The sequence below is a fragment of the Actinomyces oris genome, from assembly GCF_001929375.1.
In the GTDB taxonomy this organism is placed as follows: domain Bacteria; phylum Actinomycetota; class Actinomycetes; order Actinomycetales; family Actinomycetaceae; genus Actinomyces; species Actinomyces oris_B.
The window spans coordinates 108,653-128,013 of sequence record NZ_MSGO01000009.1; the positions used below are offsets into that span (position 1 = coordinate 108,653).

16 protein-coding genes are annotated in these 19,361 nt (G+C 67.0%); 8 read left to right on the top strand and 8 right to left on the bottom strand.

The features are described 5' to 3' along the window. Positions 1-117: 117 nt before the first annotated feature. Positions 118-2,718, top strand: coding sequence for an aminopeptidase N (gene pepN, locus BKH32_RS03030; RefSeq protein WP_075248566.1), 2,601 nt, complete (start codon positions 118-120; stop codon positions 2,716-2,718). Positions 2,719-2,838: 120 nt separating this feature from the next. Here pepN and BKH32_RS03035 read toward each other — a convergent pair whose 3' ends face one another. Next, positions 2,839-4,287 (bottom strand): PTS transporter subunit EIIC, encoded by a 1,449-nt coding sequence (locus tag BKH32_RS03035; RefSeq protein ID WP_075248567.1) that lies wholly within the window; start codon positions 4,285-4,287, stop codon positions 2,839-2,841. Between the two features lie 260 nt (positions 4,288-4,547). Here BKH32_RS03035 and BKH32_RS03040 point away from each other — a divergent pair, with 260 nt between their 5' ends. From BKH32_RS03040 to BKH32_RS03050, 3 genes are all read left to right on the top strand, one after another. Continuing rightward, positions 4,548-5,297, top strand: a complete 750-nt coding sequence (locus BKH32_RS03040; RefSeq protein ID WP_075248568.1) for a GntR family transcriptional regulator — start codon at positions 4,548-4,550, stop codon at positions 5,295-5,297. 203 nt (positions 5,298-5,500) lie between these two features. Then, positions 5,501-5,731, top strand: coding sequence for a glucose PTS transporter subunit EIIB (locus BKH32_RS03045; RefSeq protein WP_070659182.1), 231 nt, complete (start codon positions 5,501-5,503; stop codon positions 5,729-5,731). After that, positions 5,728-6,189 (top strand): PTS sugar transporter subunit IIA, encoded by a 462-nt coding sequence (locus BKH32_RS03050; RefSeq protein WP_075248569.1) that lies wholly within the window; start codon positions 5,728-5,730, stop codon positions 6,187-6,189. The genes BKH32_RS03045 and BKH32_RS03050 overlap by 4 nt, the downstream gene beginning before the upstream one ends. Before the next feature lie 137 nt (positions 6,190-6,326). Here BKH32_RS03050 and malQ read toward each other — a convergent pair whose 3' ends face one another. Beyond that, entirely contained in the window at positions 6,327-8,540 is a 2,214-nt protein-coding gene (gene malQ / locus BKH32_RS03055; RefSeq protein WP_075248570.1) for a 4-alpha-glucanotransferase, read from the bottom strand. 434 nt (positions 8,541-8,974) lie between these two features. Beyond that, positions 8,975-9,235 carry a glucose PTS transporter subunit EIIB gene (locus tag BKH32_RS03060; protein WP_256690614.1) on the bottom strand — a complete coding sequence of 87 codons (261 nt, stop codon included), beginning with the start codon at positions 9,233-9,235 and terminating at the stop codon, positions 8,975-8,977. A 339-nt stretch (positions 9,236-9,574) separates the two neighbouring features. On the opposite strand from BKH32_RS03060, the gene ptsP reads away from it, so the two are divergent. The 3 genes from ptsP to BKH32_RS14245 all read left to right on the top strand — a co-directional run bounded on the left by ptsP (position 9,575) and on the right by BKH32_RS14245 (position 12,762). After that, the gene (ptsP, locus tag BKH32_RS03065; RefSeq protein ID WP_075248571.1) at positions 9,575-11,272 is read left to right on the top strand and encodes a phosphoenolpyruvate--protein phosphotransferase; all 1,698 of its coding nucleotides are present in this window, start codon (positions 9,575-9,577) and stop codon (positions 11,270-11,272) included. After that, positions 11,269-12,249, top strand: coding sequence for an acyl-CoA thioesterase (locus tag BKH32_RS03070; RefSeq protein ID WP_075248572.1), 981 nt, complete (start codon positions 11,269-11,271; stop codon positions 12,247-12,249). The genes ptsP and BKH32_RS03070 overlap by 4 nt, the downstream gene beginning before the upstream one ends. 279 nt (positions 12,250-12,528) lie before the next feature. Continuing rightward, on the top strand, positions 12,529-12,762 hold the full coding sequence (locus tag BKH32_RS14245; RefSeq protein ID WP_252863161.1) for a hypothetical protein: 234 nt from the start codon (positions 12,529-12,531) through the stop codon (positions 12,760-12,762). 305 nt (positions 12,763-13,067) lie between these two features. Here BKH32_RS14245 and BKH32_RS03075 read toward each other — a convergent pair whose 3' ends face one another. From BKH32_RS03075 to ettA, 3 genes are all read right to left on the bottom strand, one after another. Continuing rightward, positions 13,068-13,772 carry a M23 family metallopeptidase gene (locus tag BKH32_RS03075; RefSeq protein ID WP_075248600.1) on the bottom strand — a complete coding sequence of 235 codons (705 nt, stop codon included), beginning with the start codon at positions 13,770-13,772 and terminating at the stop codon, positions 13,068-13,070. A gap of 155 nt (positions 13,773-13,927) precedes the next feature. Beyond that, positions 13,928-14,383 (bottom strand): peptidase inhibitor family I36 protein, encoded by a 456-nt coding sequence (locus BKH32_RS03080; RefSeq protein ID WP_075248573.1) that lies wholly within the window; start codon positions 14,381-14,383, stop codon positions 13,928-13,930. A 351-nt stretch (positions 14,384-14,734) separates the two neighbouring features. Continuing rightward, the gene (gene ettA, locus BKH32_RS03085; RefSeq protein ID WP_075248574.1) at positions 14,735-16,417 is read right to left on the bottom strand and encodes an energy-dependent translational throttle protein EttA; all 1,683 of its coding nucleotides are present in this window, start codon (positions 16,415-16,417) and stop codon (positions 14,735-14,737) included. 225 nt (positions 16,418-16,642) lie between these two features. Between ettA and BKH32_RS03090 the strand changes: the two genes are divergently transcribed. Then, on the top strand, positions 16,643-17,194 hold the full coding sequence (locus tag BKH32_RS03090) for a methylated-DNA--[protein]-cysteine S-methyltransferase (RefSeq protein WP_075248575.1): 552 nt from the start codon (positions 16,643-16,645) through the stop codon (positions 17,192-17,194). Here BKH32_RS03090 and BKH32_RS03095 read toward each other — a convergent pair. Together BKH32_RS03095 and prfB are read right to left on the bottom strand one after the other, a co-directional pair. Then, positions 17,133-17,933: a CPBP family intramembrane glutamic endopeptidase gene (locus tag BKH32_RS03095; protein ID WP_075248601.1), complete on the bottom strand. Its 801-nt coding sequence runs from the start codon at positions 17,931-17,933 to the stop codon at positions 17,133-17,135. The genes BKH32_RS03090 and BKH32_RS03095 overlap by 62 nt on opposite strands. A gap of 282 nt (positions 17,934-18,215) precedes the next feature. After that, complete coding sequence (prfB, locus tag BKH32_RS03100) at positions 18,216-19,337, bottom strand: peptide chain release factor 2 (protein WP_075248576.1); 1,122 nt, start codon at positions 19,335-19,337, stop codon at positions 18,216-18,218. Positions 19,338-19,361: the final 24 nt, after the last annotated feature.

The window sequence follows — 19,361 nt, forward strand, 5'->3', positions numbered from 1 at the left end:
TGTCGTCCCCCGGCGCCGTTGTGCGACGCCTCAGGAACTGCCGGTGTCGCCCAGAAGGTGAGACAATCACCCGGCGCGCCCTCATGGGCCGCGTTTCCCTCTCAGACAGGAGTTCTTATGCCCGGTCAGAACCTGACTCGTCTTGAGGCCGCCGAGCGCAGCACAACCGTACGGACCCAGAGCTACGACGTCGTCCTCGACCTCACGCGCGGTGAGACGGTCTTCGGCTCCACCACCACGGCACGGTTCACGGCCACACCGGGTTCCTCCACCTTCATCGACCTCGTCGCACCGACCGTCCACTCCATCACCCTCAACGGGCTCCCGCTCGACCCCGCCGAGGTCTACACGGACTCGCGCATCGAGCTGAAGGAGCTGGCCGCGGACAATGAGCTGGTCGTCGTCGCCGACTGCGCCTACATGCACACCGGGGAGGGGCTGCACCGCTTCACCGACCCGGCCGACGGCGAGACCTATCTCTACAGCCAGTTCGAGGTCCCCGACTCCCGGCGGGTGTTCGCCGTCTTCGAGCAGCCCGACCTCAAGGCCTCCTTCACCTTCACGGTCACCGCGCCGTCGAGCTGGACGGTGCTGTCCAACTCCCCCACTCCTGAGCCGACTCCCACTGAGGCCTCCGACGGCTCGGGGGAGGCTCACACCTTCGTCTTCGCCCCCACCGAGCCGATGAGCTCCTACGTCACGGCCATCGTCGCCGGGCCTTATGTCGGTGCGACCGACGAGTACGTGGCCGGTGACGGACGCAGCGTGCCACTGGGGGTCTACTGCCGTAAGAGCCTGGTCGAGCACATGGACTCAGAGGAGATCCTGGACCTGACCAAACGAGGCTTCGCCTACTACGAGGACCTGTTCGCCACCCCCTACGCCTTCACCAAGTACGACCAGATCTTCGTTCCCGAGTTCAACGCCGGAGCGATGGAGAACGCCGGCTGCGTCACCCACCGTGACGACTACATCTTCCGTTCCAAGCCCGTCGAGGCCCGCGTGGAGCGGCGTGCCGTGACGATCCTTCACGAGCTGGCCCATATGTGGTTCGGGGACATGGTCACCATGACCTGGTGGAACGACCTGTGGCTCAACGAGTCCTTCGCCGAGTACACCTCCACCCTGGCCACCGCCGAGATCACCCGCTGGAACCAGGCCTGGACGACCTTCCAGACCCTGGAGAAGGGGTGGGCATACAACCAGGACCAGCTCAGCTCCACCCACCCCGTGGCCGCGGAGATCCACGACCTTCACGACGTCGAGGTCAACTTCGACGGCATCACCTACGCCAAGGGGGCCTCGGTCCTGGCCGCGCTCGTGGGCTACGTGGGCAGGGACAACTTCTTCGCCGGCATCCAGCGCTACCTGGCGGCGCACGCCTACGCCAACGCCGAGCTGAGCGACCTGCTCCGTGAGCTGGAGGCGGTCTCGGGACGCGACCTGAGTACCTGGACCCGCCTGTGGCTCCAGGAGGCCGGCGTGACGACCCTGCGCACACAGCTGGCCACCGACGCCGACGGCCTCATCACCCGGGCCGCCGTCCTCCAGGAGATCCCCGCCGGCTCGCCGGCCTCTGTGCGCCCGCACCGGGTGGTGATCGGCTGCTACACCCTGACCGGCCGGGGCGCCGAGGCGCGCCTGGAGCGCACCAACCGCATCGAGCTCGACGTCGACGGCGAGCTGACCGAGGTTCCCGAGCTGGTCGGCACCAAGCGGGCGGATGTCCTCGTCCTCAACGACGACGACCTCACCTACGCCAAGGTCCGCCTCGATGAGGCCTCACTGTCCTTCGGGCTCGAGCACATCGAGTCCTTCACCGAGTCCCTGCCGCGCTCTATCGTCCTGGCCTCGGCCTGGGACATGGTGCGCGACGGAGAGCTCGCCGCCTCCCGGTTCCTCGACGCGGCGCTGCGGGCGCTGGGCGTGGAGGGGCACTCCTCGGTCATCCAGGGGCTGCTGGGGCGCGTCACGACCTGCCTGTCGGGTTTCCTGCCCCCGGCCGTGCGCCGGGATCTGGCTCCGGGAACGGCCGACCGGCTGCTGGAGCTGGCTCGAGCGGCCCAGGCCGGAAGCGACAAGCAGCTCCAGCTGGTCCGAGCGCTGGCCGCTCACGCCGTCACCGACGAACAGCTCGACGTCGTCGCCGGTCTTCTGGAGGGGAGCGAGACTCTTGGCGGCCTCGACACCGACCAGGACCTGCGCTGGGACCTGCTGATCGGTCTGGTGGCCGCCGGCCGCAGCGGGGAGGAGCAGATCCGCGCCGAGGAGGCCCGGGACCGCACGACCACGGGACGTGAACGCGCCGCGGAGGCCCGCGCATCGATTCCGACCCCGGAGGCGAAGCGGGCCACCTGGCGGGCCCTCGTCGACGACGCCTCCATGCCCAATGAGACCCAGGTGCGCGTCCTGCGGGGCCTGACCAATGTCGAGCGCCACCCCGAGCTGCTGGTTCCCTTCGTGGGGGCGTATGTGGAGGCCATCGACTCCGTGTGGTCCTCACGCACCTTCCACATGGCCGAGAACCTGCTGACGGGGCTGTGGTCCTGCGCCACGGTGGGCCTGAAGGGCGCTGATGACCCGGCCGCCTCCCTGACGGGCTGGTTGGAGTCCCACGCCCAGGCCCCGGCCGCACTGCGACGGATCGTGCGCGAAAACCTCGATGACACGCTGCGCGTGGCCAGGGCGCAGGCCGCTGAGAGCCAGAGCAGGCAGTAGCCGCGTCGCACTCCGGCCCGGAGCGGGCTCAGGACGGGGCAATGAGGTGGGGCCGAGCGCATGACGCGCTCGGCCCCACCTCGTGAGGTGCCGGCCCCGACATCCCGGCACCCGCATCGCTCAGCGCCGGGATGACTCCGCAGACTTCTTGCCCGTGGACTTGGCGGCGGCGGCCTGCGCGGCGGCGAAGGCGTCGACGTCGTCGTCCTCGCGCCCAGGGGTCTTGAAGTCGAACTTGACGATGAGGAACCTGAAGAGGAAGTAGTAGATGACGGCGTAGACCAGCCCCATGATGATGATCATGAGCGGACCACGCACCACCCCACCGGAGAGCTCGGCGGACTTGCCGAAGTTGAGCAGGTAGTCGATCGCGCCGGCGGAGAAGGAGAAACCGTCCTTGGCGCCCAGCAGGTTGGCGACAGCCAGGGAGGAGCCGGTCAGCACCGCGTGGACGGCGTAGATCGGGAAGGCCACGTAGGCGAAGGCGTACTCGAGGGGCTCGGTGATACCGGTGATGAAGGCGGTCAGGGCCACCGAGATCATGAGGGCGCCGGTCGCCTTGCGCTTGGCGGGCTTGGCCGTGTGCCAGATGGCCAGTGCGGCGGCGGGCAGCGCGAACATCATGATCGGGAAGAATCCGGTCATGAAGCCCCCGGTCCACGAGTTCGAGCCGTCCACGCCCTGGAAGAAGCAGGTGAGGTCACCGTGCGCAGTACCGCCCGAGGCCGTCTGGCAGGAGCCGAGCTGGAACCAGGGCACGGAGTTGAGCAGGTGGTGCAGGCCGAAGGGGATGAGCAGCCGGTTGACGGTACCGAAGACGAAGACCGCCAGGGCGCCGGCAAGCCCCTTGGAGTTCCCGGCATTGATGAGCCAGCCGCCGAGCTGTTCGTTGATGAGCCAGTTGAAGGCCGGGTAGAGCGCCGACATGACCAGGGCGATGACAAGCGCGGCGCCGGAGGTGACGATGGGAACGAAGCGGCGTCCACCGAAGAAGGCCAGCCAGTCGGGCAGCTTGACTCGGTAGTAGCGCTGCCAGAGCAGAGCGGCGACGACGCCGATGACGATACCGCCCAGGACCCCGTAGTTGATGGGAGTCTGGGTGGGGATGTCACAGAGCTTGACTCCCTGGTTCCAAGGGCCGACCTGTGCGATCTCGCCCTTGGCGGGATCGAAGGAGTGGAGGCAGTCCAGGGCCTCCTTGCTCAGGGGTGCGGGCTCGCCCATGATGATGGGGGACATGGTCCAGGTGACGGCGCGGTATACGAGGAAGCCGAACAGTGCGGCCACTCCGGTGGAGCCGTCGGCCTTCCTGGCGAAACCCACGGCGACGCCGACGGCGAAGATGAGGGGCAGGTTGTCGAAGACCGCCCCACCGGCCGCGGCGAAGATGTCTGCGACGGGCTGCAACCAGGACAGCTTCGAGGCGAGCCCCTCGGCCCCCAGCATGTCCGCCTGCCCCAGACGCAGCAGCAGGCCCGCCGCCGGAAGCGTGGCAATAGGCAGCATCAAAGATCTTCCCAGACGCTGAGCAAGGGCGAAGGCGCCGCCCGTCTTCTTCTTGTCTGACATGATTGTTCTCCAGTTCAGGATCGCGCGGCTGCACTGCCGCGTCAGAGATAGCCATCATGACGATAGTAGTCGGGACGGATCGACACCGAACACGTCTGGACCAGCGCTACCAGCAAAACCGATAGACCCTTCAATGTCAAGCGCAGGACGTACTCGTCGGCCATAATGATATGAAAGTCGATACGACAAAGCGGAAGCAGTGGTCGCAGGCATACCCCTCCTCCTGGCCGCCTCCACCCGCTGTCAACCAGGGGAGTCCCATGCCCAAAAACGCAGGTAAGAAGCAGGCCAAGTACGTCATCGTGCGCAATCACCTGCTGGACCTGGTCAGGAACGGCCTCGCCACCGGCAGCCCGGTGCCCTCCGAGCGCGAGCTGTGCGAGCAGTTCGAGGTCTCCCGCATGACCGTGCGCCAGGCGATCGACACCCTCGTCGTCGACGGCGTCCTGGAGCGCCACCAGGGCAGGGGAACATTCGTGGCGCCCCCGAAGCTCGACCTGCAGGTTCGGCTGACCTCCTTCACCCAGGAGATGCAACGCCGCGGGATGGAGCCCGGCGTCGTCATGCTGCAGGCCGAGACCATCGCCTCCGATGAGACCGCGGCGGAGGCGCTCGAGCTCGAGGCCGGGGCCGAGGTCCACCACCTGCGTCGCCTACTGACAGCCAACGCCATCCCCATGGCGATCGAGGAGAACTGGATTCCCGCAGCACTCCTGCCCAACCTGCTGCGCACCAGCCCCAACTTCTCGGTCTACGCCGAGCTGACCCGGGCCGACCTGGCGCCGCAGTGGGGTGAGGACATGATCGAGGCCCACGCGGCCACGGCCCAGGAAGCGGCGCTGCTCTCCGTCCAGGAGGGAGCCCCGACCCTGGACATCACCCGGCGCACCTTCCACGAGCACTGTGCCATCGACTACTCGCGCACCCTGTTCCGCGCCGACCGCTACACCCTGTGGGTCCCGGTGGCCGCCCCCAAACCCGCCTTCCGCCCCGACCGCTCATCGTCTTGAGGGGCTGGGTCTTGACAGGCCGGCGCAGGTCGGTACTGGACAACCTCCAGGCGACCTGTAGCATGGGGTACTGGTATGGACCATTAGTCCGGTACCGGCGAAGGTGCCGCACCTGACTGCACCTCCCCCATGTCCTGACGCCTCATCTCGGCACCATCACCCACCGAGCCCGGCACATGCCCGGGCAGACCCAGGAGGAACCCATGTCTCAGGCACAGAGCATCGTCGACGCCCTCGGAGGATTCGACAACATCGTGGAGATCGAGCCCTGCATCACGCGGCTGCGCTGCGAGCTGGAGGACGGTTCCCTCGTGGACGAGGCAGCCCTGAAGGCCGCGGGGGCGCACGGGGTCGTCAAGCTCGGCGACATCGTGCAGGTCGTGGTCGGTCCCAACGCGGACACGATCGCGGAGGACATCGAGGACCTGCGGTGAGCCTGACCGTCCAGTCGCCGGTGTCCGGCGTCGTCGTCGCTCTCAGTGATGTTCCCGACCCCGTCTTCTCCGGCAGGATCGTCGGCCCCGGGGTGGCTGTCATCCCGGACCCCGCTGGCGAGGACGAGGTCAGCGCCCTGGCACCGATCAGCGGGACCATCACGAAGATCCACCCCCACGCCTACATCGTCACCAACGATGCCGGCCGCAGCGTCCTGGTCCACCTGGGACTGGACACCGTGAGTCTGGGGGGCAGCGGCTTCACTCTCCTGGCCGATGAAGGGCAGAGAGTCGATGCGGGCAGCCCCGTCATCAGCTGGTCCCCCGCCCAGATCGAGGCCGGAGGGCTCAACCCGATCGTCCCGGTCATCGCTCTGGAGGGCGATGAGTCCGACCTGGAGCCCGTGTCACCCGGACGCAGGGCCGCCGCCGGCGACACGCTCATGACCTGGGCGTAGACCCGAACGCGGGTCCGGTCCCATCCGGCTTCGCCCGCACTACGTGTGGTCCCGGCCGTCAGTGTGACGGCCGGGACCACAACGTCTCAACGATCTGCCCCGTCCCGCCCGGTCCGGCGGGCGCGGACCGAGTGATATCAGTCCCGAGAAGCCATCTCGTCGCGCACGGCGCTCAGCAGGCTGCCCAGGCGTGCGTTCTCAGGCAGGTCGTCGACCAGGACGACCTCGCCCGCGCCGTCGGCCAATGGGATCCGCCAGTTGGGGTACTCCTGGTCGGTGCCGGGCTGGTTCTGAGCGCGCCGCTCCCCCACGCCGTCGACCAGGGCGACGCCGACCAGGACCGAGGGGGTGCGCACCACGTAGCGGTGCAGGGCTTCCACGACCTGACGCTCGGTGGGAGCATCCCCCAGCAGACCGTGCTCGCGCAGCCGGGCGGTCATCCGGTCGCGCTCGATGCGCGCCTCGGTGCGCACCTGCTCGATCGGCTCCGTGAGCAGGCCGAGGCGCTCACGCAGATCGACGTGCTCGTCAGCCAGGTAACCGGCAGTCGGGGGAAGATCGTGGGTGTTGACCGTGGACAGGGCGAGCCTGCGGTAGTCCTGGGGCTGGAGGGGCCAGCCGTCGTGCTGCTTCTCGAACCACAGGACGCTGGTTCCCAGCACACCGCGGCTGGCCAGGTAGTCGCGCGCCCAGGGCTCCACGGTTCCCAGGTCCTCACCGATGACGACGGCGCCGGCCCGGTGAGCCTCCAGGAGGACGACGCCGAGCATGGCCTCGTGGTCGTAGCGCACGTAGGCGCCATGGTCCGCACCCATGCCCTCAGGGATCCACCACAGTCGGAACAGGCCGATGACGTGGTCCACGCGCAGAGCGCCGGCGTGACGCAGGACCGTGCGCACCATGTCACGCAGAGGGGCGTAGGCGGTGCGCGCCAGGTACTGGGGGTTCCACGGCGGCTGGGACCAGTTCTGCCCCTGCTGGTTGTACATGTCCGGCGGGGCCCCCACGGTGACTCCGGAGGCGAAGGCCTCCGGGTTGGACCATGCGTCAGCTCCCTGCGAGTGCACTCCCACGGCGAGGTCATCCATGATGCCCAGAGACATCCCCGAGGCCAGGGCCTCAGCCTGGGCACGGGCCAGCTGCTCGTCGACGATCCACTGCAGCCAGGCGAAGAAGTCGATGCGCTCAGCCAGCTGGTGCGCCTCGTTGGCGACGTAGGCGGAGTCCGCCTCCCGCAGCGTTGCGGGCCAGGTCTGCAGGGGCCCGTGCTTCTCCACCAGCGCGCTCCACAGGGCGAAGCGCTCCAGTCCCTCGCCCTGCTCGGCACGGAAGCGCTCGAAGTCCCGCTGACGGGAGTAGGAGCGACCGGCAGCGAAGATGACCTCAAGGGCCTCGCGCTTGGCCTTCCACACCGCGTCGCGGTCGATCGGCTCGGCACTGAGGTCGCTGTCCTTGACCTCCTCGAAGGCCCACTGCACCAGCGAGCGCTTGGGACCGGACAGGCGGGCCACCTCTGGGATGTTCTCCGGCCGGATGTAGAGGGGGTTGACGAAGCGGCGCGTCACCGGCAGGTAGGGCGAGGGGGTCATCGGCGCCACCGGCTCAGCCGCGTGCAGCGGGTTGATGAGCAGGAAGTCGGCCCCCTGGTCCCCCAGGAAGGCGGCGAGCTCGGTGAGGTCGTCGGTGTCACCGGTCCCCCACGACCCGCGCGAGCGGGTCGAGTACAGCTGGGCCATGACTCCCCAGCCTCGATCGCCGAGAGACTCGGGCAGATCGAGGTGGTTGGGGGTGACCGCCAGCGCCGAGGTCACGGTGATGGTCTCCGCCTCGCCGTCGGCGGGGGGCGCGGCATGAGCCCCCTGCGGGGCCGTCTGGTCAGTGGAACCGGGACTGACCTCGGCGATGAGCCGGTGCCACCCCAGGGGCAGATCGGCTCCGAGGATGAAGGAGGCGCGGCCGCGCTTGACGCCGTCCACCTCCCGGGGCACGGTCCAGTCCTCGGTCTGAGTCAGCTCGCGGACGTCCCCGTTCTCGAGCTCGACGCGCGCCCGCACCTTGGCGCCGTCGGGCACGTAGACGGGAACGGTGGACTCCACACCGCCGCGCGTGACGACCGTGGGGGCAAGCGCCTGCCGCCAGGGGGCGTCCTCGACCTCTCGCAGAGCGCGCCCGATCTCCTCCTCGGAGTGGGCGCTCACCCCTAACGCGGCCAGCACGGCCCTGAGAGTGGCGCTTGAGGGTGAGGCAAGGTTGCCGTGATAGTCCCAGTACTCGGTGGAGACACCGTGTGCCTCAGCCAGTTGCTTGAGGCTCTCAGAAGCAGGTAACAGGTCGTCGTTGAACTCGTTCATGTGCGTAGTCAGCCTTGCGTGAGCAGATGTGCGGTGGAGCGCCATGGAGCGGGCGTGGAGCAGGGTTGCCCTCCGCCATCACCCCTGGGGATGGATGGGTCGGATCGGAACGCGGGCGCTAGCAGGACTAGCAGTATCCAAGTGTGCCCTAGCAGCTGAGGGTTGTGCACCCGCCGCACCGTATCTCCTGACATTTTGCTGCAACTGTTTCACCATGACGCCGCACAATGGCGCCACTGCCGATGAGTAGCTCGGGCAACGTGTGCCCAAGACCGCACAGTCGGTCGGCAGGCGGCTGAGCAGACGGCGAGACCGGGGTCCCGCCGCCGGCATGTGCCCGACCGCCGTACGGGCAAAGGCGAGTCGCCCGGCTCCATGTTGAAGGCACTGGAGGCGGGCGACCGTGCAGACCGTCCGGGAACGGAGGCGATCAGTCAGAGAGCGGCGATCTCTGAGGCGAGGTTGTCCGCCGTGGGCCCCACGACGACCTGGACGACGCGGCCGGAACGCACCACGCCGAAGGCGCCGGCCGCTCGCAGCGCCTCCTCATCAACCTTCGTCTGATCGGCTACCTCGACGCGCAGGCGCGTGATGCACGGCTCGAGATCGGTGATGTTCTCCTGGCCGCCGAGACCGGCGACGATGTCTGATGCAGTGCTCATGGCTTCTCCTTCCCGGTTCCCGTCCTCGCGCAATCCCCGTCTGTCATGCGCGTGGTCGGGCAGCTGAGGTCCTTCGTGCTCACGATCACTTTATCCCACCTCCGCGTGATCCGCGGCGAAGAGTTCCGGCCGGGAGGAAGAGGATGACGCACGTGCACGGAGACCGCGGAGACCTGCCGCACGGGAGTCGACTGCGCCGAAGAACCCTCCTCGCTTGACGGCGTTCCCTCACGTAACCTTGCGGGAACGCGATAGATGCCTCGACGACGCCGCAGAGGAGATCGTTATTCCCCTGGCGGAAATGTCTCTTTCCGGCCGCAGTCGGGGCACAATGAGCGATGATCCCCATTCGTCTCCGATGAGGAGCACCACATGACAGCGTCCGACACCACCTCCACAACCCTGTCCGGCATCGGCGTGAGCCCTGGCCTTGTGGCCGGCCCCGTCGCCAGGATGGCACCTCCCGTTCCTGAGCCCGAGATCGCGACCCTCGAGCCCAGTCGCGACATCGAGAAGGAGTGCGAGCGCATCGCGCTGGCGGCCCAACAGGTCAAGAAGGGCCTGGAGCTGTCCGCGGCCGAGGCCAAGGCCGAGGCCCGAACCCTCCTTGAGACCACCGCGCAGATGGCCGCCGACCCCACCCTGACCTCGACGGCGCAGGCCATGGTGCGCGAGAAGCGCCTGGTCCCAGAGCGCGCCGTGTGGGAGTCCGCGGGAACGCTGGCCGCCATGCTGGAGTCCCTGGGCGGCTACATGGCCGAGCGCACCCGTGACGTCCAGGATGTCCGCGACCGCATCGTCGCCGTCCTGACTGAGTCCCCGATGCCGGGGATCCCCCGCCTGCCTGAGCCCTTCGTGCTCGTGGCGGCCGACCTGGCCCCGGCCGACACCGCGCTGCTGGACCCCGAGAAGGTCATCGCTTTCATCACCTCCGAGGGCGGCCCCACCTCCCACACCGCGATCCTGGCGCGCGCGCTGGGCATGCCGGCGATCGTCGGCACCGGCGAGAAGGTCACCGACGCGCTGGCCGACGGCGACATCGTCCTGGTCGACGGCACCAAGGGAAGCATCACCCTCAACCCCTCCGAGGACGCTCTGCGCCGGGCGCGCGAGCTCGCCTCGCGCGTGCGCGTCTTCAACGGCGACGGAGCCACGAAGGACGGCCACGAGGTCCAGCTGCTGGCCAATGTCGGTGACGCAGCCGGCGCCCGTAGCGCCGCGGAGGCCGGAGCCATGGGTGTCGGCCTGTTCCGCACCGAGTTCTGCTTCCTGGACCAGCCCGAGGAGCCCACGGTGGAGGCTCAGGTGGAGGCCTACCAGGGAGTCCTTGAGGCGTTCCCCGGCAAGAAGGTCGTGGTCCGCACTCTCGACGCCGGCGCGGACAAGCCGCTGCCCTTCCTGACCGACGCCACCGAGGCCAACCCGGCGCTCGGTGTGCGCGCCTACCGCACGACGCGCCGCGACCCCGAGGTCCTGGACCACCAACTCGAGGCCCTGGCCAAGGCCGAGGCCGCCACCGAGGCCAAGGTGTGGGTCATGGCCCCGATGATCTCCACGGCCGCGGAGGCCGAGGCCTTCACGCAGAAGGCCCGCTCCTACGGTTTGAAGACGGCCGGCATGATGATCGAGGTGCCCTCGGCCGCGCTCATGGCCGACAAGCTCTTCGAGTACGCCGACTTCGCCTCCGTGGGCACCAACGACCTCACCCAGTACGTCATGGCGGCCGATCGTCTGCTGTCCTCGCTGGCGGATCTGTCCACGGCCTGGCAGCCGGCCGTCCTGCGTCTGATCAGTACCGCGTGCGAGGGGGCCTCCCCCAAGGGACGTCCGGTGGGCGTGTGCGGTGAGGCCGCCGCGGACCCGGCACTGGCCGCCGTCCTCGTGGGTCTGGGAGTCGCCTCCCTGTCGATGACGGCACGCGCCCTGCCGGATGTCGACGCCGTCCTGAAGTCCGTCACGCTGGCCGAGTGCCAGGAGCTGGCGAGGATCGCCCTGGACGCGGCGACGGCCGAGGACGCACGCACGGCGGTGCGCGCCAAGCTGCCGATCCTGGAGGAGCTCGGCCTGTGACAGCCCCCTACCCCGTCCCCGCCGCCACGGAGGAACCCCTCGGGTCGGTGACCCGAATCCTCAGTCTGGCGGCGGGTGATGGGGAGGATGTCTTCTCCGGGGGCTCCCTGCCCCAGCTCTCGGGCCGGGTCTATGGAGGACAGGTGGTGGCCCAGGGCATGCTTGCCGCGGCCGCCACGATCGAGGATGACGGCGACGGTGCGCGCCTGCCGCACTCGGTCCACGCCTTCTTCATGCGGGGAGGTCAGCCCGACACGCCGATCACCTTCGCCGTCGAGCGCCTGCACGACGGGCGGTCCTTCTCCCAACGGCGCACCGCCGCCTCCCAGGAGGGCACGCCGATCCTCACGATGCTCACCTCCTTCCAGGAGGAGCAGGAGGGGGCCGACCTCCATGTCGCAGCCCCCTTGGTTCCGCGTCCGGAGGACTTAACGAGTGCGCTGGAGATCTTCCGCACCATCGACCATCCGGTGGCGCGTTTCCTGGGGCGCACGGCGGCCTTCGACCTCAGGCACGTGGAGGGCAATCTCTACCTGCGCCCCGCCCAGGAGCGCACCGGTCGCCAGCACCTGTGGATGCGCTCGCGCAGCCGCATTCCGGAGCAGACCTCCCAGACCGTGCACCGGGCGCTGCTGGCCTACGTGTGCGACCAGGTGATGCTGGAGCCGGTGCTGCGAAGCCAGGGACTGTCCTGGCGCAGTGAGGGCATGAGCCTGGCGACCCTCGACCACGCCCAGTGGTTCCACCGGGACGTCGACATGGGCGACTGGCTGCTCTACGTGCAGGACTCCCCCTCCTCACAGGGCGGCCGCGGCATGGCTCGCGCACAGGTCTTCGACTCATCCGGCCGGTTGGTGTCGACCATCGCCCAGGAGGGCATGGTCCGCATGCCCACCGGTCCCCAGTCCGACGGTAGTTCAGGGCGTTGGCGGATCCGCATGGGAGAGGGCGACGACGGCAGCACCATCCCCGGCTGACGCCGCCCTTCAGAAAAGCGCTCTGGACGTCGTTCTCGTCAGCGAGGTCGGAGTTCCCGACACTCTCGTCGCCTACGCCGAATGGAGCTGTTCACGGGACTCTGGTTCTGAAGGAGAGATACTCCATGAGCTATAAGCCGGAGGAACTCCTCCTTGACGGAGTTCCCGCCTTGAGGTGGGGAGAGCCCGGTGGGCGGGCCGTTGTCGGTGTACACGGACAGTTCTCGAACAAGCATGATCCCGTCATGTCGCGGTGCGGTGACGTGATTGCCTCACGGGGTGCTCGATTGGCCCTACCTACGCTTCGTCGAAGAGCATCCCGCAAAGCTGAACACTCCCAGCTGGATCATTCGCGGCGACCAGGATGATGTGGTCCCTCTGGACGCCCTCAGCCGGTTCGTCGACGCGCCTGGGGTCGAACTCGTCCAGGTCGAGGGCGGCCAGCACTTCCTTGGCCGGCCCCCGTATCTTGACACAGTGGTGGCGTGGTTCGAGGAACGCTATCCGGCTTAACAAGGGAGCATATGGTTCCCGCCATCTTCAGGAGGGCATGCCGTCGTGAGCGGCCATGGCGGCCTCGGAGTCCGATGTGTGGGTCGGGGACTGCGTTCTCCGTCCAGGACGTACTTCTCCTACAAACGGCTGCATCCGGCTCTCAGAGGTTTGCAGGAGAACGCAGTCCTCGTCGGAGAAGTACGTCTCCGAGCAGGAGCTGCGCACTGCGCCGTAGACCCGCCCCCGATTCTCGCCACAATCAGGTCACGGCGGCCCGCGACCGATCATCACGCCGGATGCGAGGCTCATTCTGTGGCGCCCCCTCAAGGCTGAGCGATGACCGAGCCCTGCTCGGGGCACGACTGTCGGCGAAGCTCCCAGGGAGCATCTTGCTGCGGGCTGCGTTGCCGGAATTCCTCAAACCGGAGCGGCACACCCTTCGCGGCATAGGCATCAGGGCTGTCCATGGCTTGAATGTGGAGGTGGGGCTGTGTGGAGTTCCCGGAGTTTCCGCATCTACCGATCTGATCGCCGGCGCTCACCCTGTCACCGGGCGACACCTGAACGGAGCCTCGCTGAAGGTGCACGAGCCCAACGTAGTATGGGCTTTCTGCGACCTGGATGATGACATGATTCCCGAGGATCACGGTCAGTCCCCGCCGAATCCGTTGGGGCTGACTCAGTCCGTACGGAATGAGTGTCAGCATCGAGCGGCGCGCCTCGTGGTCGGGCTCGCCATCGTGAGCAGACACCACGGTTCCTACAACCGGTGAGTACAGGGGACGGCCGAAGGCGTGGAAGAGCTCTGGTGGTTCGGGGGCGAAGAGCGTGCGCAGGCTGCGCGCCGGAGCCGGGCGGCCGTCGTCGTCGACGGCGACGAAGTCGAACGCGTACGTGGTGGCGAACAGATCGGTCCCGTGGCTCGGGACGCGGCGCGTGGGACTGATCTCGGTCAGCCACTGCCCGTCGAACGGAAGTCTCCCGACGACACCGCCTTCGGGGATGAGCCCCAACGTCTCCCTCCCCATGAGAACACCTCCCAACAGACAGTCCATCCGCGGTCAATGTTGCCAGGCGAGGCGAGTGAGACGCAATTGGGGCGTTGACGATGAGAGTGGCGCCAGCCGACGTCTGTTGAAGTCGACCGGCGCCACCATTGACAATGCGCCTACCTCAGCTCAACCTACACCGCGCATCGCCCGTTCAGGCACAGCCGCATTTTACTGATCGAATGTGACGCGTTCTCATTCTTGAGCTCAGGACTGAGGTTCACCGGCTCACCATCAGGGATCGTTTGACTAGGCCCCGAGTAGTTGGAGTTATAGTAAACAGTCACCGGCTGGCCCGTCCGATTCCAGACCGAGGCCGCGTTATTCTTCACACACTTGCCCTGCCCACTGCCAGATCCTTTGAATTCATAGCAATTGGGCTGGCCGCCACCATAGTTGGGGATGGAACCCCTGAAATCAGAAAGCGCCCCCTGCCCGTTGCTGTTGTAGAAGAGACAGAACTCTCCGGCGTCACAGACACCGTCCCTCTCAGCAGCACTTGCGGCCGACGTCGGAATCAGAAGAGCGCCAGCGGTAAGCAGGATGAGTGAGCCGGCGCTTGCGATACGGCGAGCCATTGTCGCACCCATGATGATTGTCCTTTCAAAGTGGCGAAGTACTTGAAGCGGTATCCCGACCACACGAGGTCGCCGCCTGAAAGAACCATAAAATCCGCCTTGTGGCCCTCACCAGAGAGGTCAACCCCCATTGACGGAGACTCAGACCGACCTCTACCATGGTCAATTTTTCACATCGAGTCACTCCGACGCCACCGCCCGTGCTGAGCGCCTGCGAGCCGTGAGCGATGACGGCGTCGGGCATCATGACGCGGCGGCGTTCTCATCATCTGTCACAGAGACGCCATTCCCCAGCCAGTCGGCTGAGAGAATGGCGTCTCTGTCTGAGATGACGGCTCGAGCTGGAGCCCGATCGCTCGGGGATCAGTCGCGGGTCAGCTTCCGGTAGGTGACCCGGTGGGGGCGGGCCGCCTCGGGTCCGAGGCGCTCGACCTTGTTCTCCTCGTAGGAGGCGAAGTTCCCCTCGAACCAGTACCAGCTGGCCGGGTTCTCGTCGGTTCCCTCCCAGGCCAGGATGTGGGTGGCCACGCGGTCGAGGAACCAGCGGTCGTGGGTGATGACCACGGCGCAGCCGGGGAACTCCAGCAGGGCGTTCTCCAGGGAGCCCAGGGTCTCGACGTCGAGGTCGTTGGTGGGCTCGTCCAGGAGGATGAGGTTGCCGCCCTGCTTGAGGGTCAGGGCCAGGTTGAGGCGGTTGCGCTCACCGCCGGAGAGCACGCCGGCCGGCTTCTGCTGGTCGGCTCCCTTGAAGCCGAAGGAGGCGACGTAGGCGCGCGAGGGCATCTCCACGTTGCCGACCTGGATGTAGTCCAGCCCGTCGGAGACGACCTCCCAGAGGGTCTTCTTGGGGTCGATACCGGCTCGGGACTGGTCGACGTAGGAGAGCTTGACGGTCTGGCCGATCTTGAGGTCTCCGCCGTCGAGCGGCTCCAGCCCGACGATGGTCTTGAACAGGGTGGACTTCCCGACGCCGTTGGGGCCGACGACCCCGACGATGCCGTTACGCGGCAGGGTGAAGGAGAGCCCGTCGATGAGGGTGCGCCCGTCGAAACCCTTGTTGAGGTTGGTGGCCTCCAAGACCTGGTTGCCCAGTCGGGGCCCCGGCGGGATCTGGATCTCCTCGAAGTCGAGCTTGCGGGTGCGCTCGGCCTCGGCGGCCATCTCCTCGTAGCGGGCCAGACGGGCCTTGGACTTGGCCTGACGGCCCTTGGCCGAGGAGCGCACCCACTCGAGCTCCTCCTTGAGGCGCTTGGCGAGCTTGGCGTCCTTCTTGCCCTGAACCTCGAGGCGCTTCTCCTTGGTCTCCAGGTAGGTGGAGTAGTTGCCCTCGTAGGGGTAGAGGTGGCCGCGGTCGACCTCGGCGATCCACTCGGCGACGTGGTCGAGGAAGTAGCGGTCGTGGGTGACGGCGATGACGGCGCCCTGGTAGCCGGCCAGGTGCTGCTCGAGCCAGAGGACGGACTCGGCGTCGAGGTGGTTGGTGGGCTCGTCCAGGAGGAGGAGGTCGGGGGCCTCCAGGAGCAGCTTGCACAGGGCGACGCGGCGGCGCTCACCACCGGAGAGGTTCTTGACCTCGGCGTCCGGCGGGGGGCAGCGCAGGGCGTCCATGGCCTGCTCGAGCTGGGAGTCGAGGTCCCAGGCGTTGGCGGCGTCCAGGGCGTCCTGGAGGGCGCCCATCTCCGCCATGAGGGCGTCGAAGTCGGCATCCGGGTCCGCCATGGCGGCACTGATCTCGTTGTAACGGTCCAGCTTGGACTTGATCTCGGCAACACCCTCCTCGACGTTGCCGAGGACCGTCTTGTCCTCGTTGAGCGGGGGCTCCTGCAGGAGGATGCCGACGCTGTAGCCGGGGGTCAGGCGGGCCTCGCCGTTGGAGGGCTGGTCGATACCGGCCATGATCTTGAGGATGGAGGACTTGCCGGCGCCGTTGGGGCCGACCATGCCGATCTTGGCTCCGGGGAGGAAGGCCATGGTGACGTCGTCGAGGATAACCTTGTCACCGTGGGCCTTGCGCGCCTTGATCATCTGGTAGATGTACTCAGCCACTGCTCGTCTGCGCCTTTCGTCAGGGTGTGAGCGGAGGTTCTGCGCGACGACGACCGACCGGTCCCGTCCGTGCGCACCGTGGCCAAGCCTAAGGGAGCCCCGGAGCAATGGCGACGGCGGCGGAGGTGAGACGGTGCACGCGGATCTTCTACAAGCCGACGCGAAGTAGAACCGTGCCCGAGTGTGACACCATGAGCAAGAAGAGGAACAAGAGGGAAGGAATCAATGCACTACCTCAGCCATTACGAGTCCCCCTTGGGAGCCATGACCATGGCCGGCGACGGCGAGTACCTCACGGGCCTGTGGTTCGACGGTCAGAAGTACGACCGATCGACGATCAGCGACGACGCGGCAGTCCAGCCCCTCCTGCCTGTCTTCACGCAGACGGCCCAGTGGCTCGACACTTACTTCAAGGGCTCCGACCCGGGTTTCACTCCGCCGATCAGCGTTGAGGGCTCCGACTTCAAGAAGATGGTCTCCTCCATCATGCTCTCCATCCCCTTCGGCGCCACCAGCACCTATGCCCGCATCGCTGCCGAGGTTGCCTGTCGCACCAGCCGAGAGCAGATGTCCGCCCAGGCCGTGGGTGGCGCGGTCGGGCGCAATCCGATCGTTCTCATCGTGCCGTGCCACCGTGTGCTCGCTTCCGACGGGAGCCTGCGCGGTTACGCCGGAGGAGTCGACCGCAAGGAATGGCTCCTGAAGATGGAGGGGGTCAACGTGTCCGGTCTGTTAACGCCGCCAGCCGCTGACGACGGCGGTGGAAGGCGAGAATGAGAAGCCCGACCGCTGCCCAGAGCAGGCCCTGGAGAATCCAGGTGATCGACCCGTTAGGAAGATGCAGCCGGTCCGACAGCATGTCGTTCGCCACATGAATGCCTCCGTGCACGCCGATGGCCGCCCAGGTCGCCCCGGAGACGATTCGGACAATCATCGCCGTCACCGCGAATCCGCACGGTAGAGCGAGATACGTGATGCGCTCAAGGAGATTCTGTTGCCCTCCTTGAGAGAGAAGATGAAGAACAGTGAATCCGAGGACGCTGGACACTGCTGCAAAACGCGTCTCACCCAGCGAGGAGAAGAGCCACCCTCTCCAAATCACCTCCTCAGGAATTCCCTGAAGAAGGAAGGCTATGGAGAAGGACTCGACGATCATGAGCCACGGCGCACCCTGGGGTAACGGCTGGTCTCCACCAGCAACCCCGAAGACATGAAGCATGCCGGCCACCACAAGCTCAACGACGAGTGCAGCCAGAACCATCCCTGCCAGCCAGAGCAGCGCACGCCTGTCGATGCGCAGCCCCACACCGACATGCCGGTCTCGGTCAAGCGTGCGACCCAAGACACGACACAGGACAAGAGCGAGTACCACCGCCGCCCCATGGATCAGCAGCACACACGTCCCCACTGCGAAGGACTCTACGAGACCAACAGGATTCTCATGTGCGAGAGCAAAGGACTGGATCGCAGGAATCTGTTTCAACAAGGCCGGTGTGAGCGCGCAGGCGAACATCATCGCAACCGCGATAACGATGCGCAGCACCTTTCCACCCGCGGATAGTCGAGGATCTTGATCCGATCGATATCCACTGAGATCCGAGGACTCAAGAGACGAGAGCGTTGATGAGACTTCCACCGACCGAGGTTTTCCATGTGATGTGCTCATGAAATTCACGGTACGCCTCATATTTTGCGCCCTCAATCAGACCCTGAAGAAATCAGGGGAACGTGGAAAAGAAATCAGGGATCCCTCCGGGGAATCCCTGACTCCGATGACGTTTCTAATGAAGCGAGCCGCTCAGTCCTCGGCGGTCTCCTGCTGCTTGCGCCAGCGGATGCCGGCGTCGATGAAGCCGTCGATGTCGCCGTCGAAGACCGAGTCGGGGTTGCCGACCTCGAAGTTGGTCCGCAGGTCCTTGACCATCTGGTAGGGGTTGAGGACGTAGGAGCGCATCTGGTCCCCCCAGGAGGCCTTGATGTCCCCGGCGAGCTCCTTCTTCTTGGCGTCCTCCTCCTGCTGCTTGAGCAGGAGCAGGCGCGACTGGAGGACCCGCATGGCGGCAGCGCGGTTCTGGATCTGGGACTTCTCGTCCTGCATGGAGACCACCAGGCCCGTGGGCAGGTGGGTGATGCGCACGGCGGAGTCGGTGGTGTTGACGCTCTGCCCGCCGGGGCCCGAGGAGCGGAAGACGTCGATGCGGATGTCGGTCTCGGGGATGTCGATGTGGTCGGTGGACTCGATGAGCGGGATGACCTCGACGGCGGCGAAGGAGGTCTGGCGGCGGCCCTGGTTGTCGAAGGGGCTGATGCGCACTAGGCGGTGCGTGCCGCCCTCGACGCTCAGGGTCCCGTAGGCGTAGGGGGCGTGGACCTCGAAGGTGACCGACTTCAGTCCCGCCTCCTCGGCGTAGGAGGTGTTGAGGACCTTGACGGGGTAGTCGTGACGCTCGGCCCAGCGGGTGTACATGCGCAGGAGCATCTCGGCGAAGTCGGCGGCGTCCACGCCGCCGGCGCCCGAGCGGATGGTGATGACGGCGTCGCGGGGGTCGTACTCGCCGCTGAGCAGCGTGCGGATCTCCAGGTCGGAGAGGTCCTTGCTGATGGCCGCCAGGTCCGTCTCGGCCTCGGCGAGGATCTCGGCGGCGTCCTCGCCCTCCTCCTCACCGGCGAGCTCGACCATCGCCTCAAGGTCCCCGATGCGCGCCCCCAGGCTCTCGACCCGCTTGAGGTCGGCCTGGGCGTGGGACAGCGCGGAGGTGACCACCTGGGCGGCGTCGGGGTCATCCCACAGGTCCGGTGCGGAGGCCTGCTCGGAGAGCTCGGCGATCCGGGCGCGCAGGGTCTCAGGGTCGGTCACCGCGGTGATGGAGGCGTAGGTGTGTCGGAGTCGTTCGATCTCAGCGGAGAAGTCAGTGGCCACGAAGGGGAGTCTACGGCAGAACGT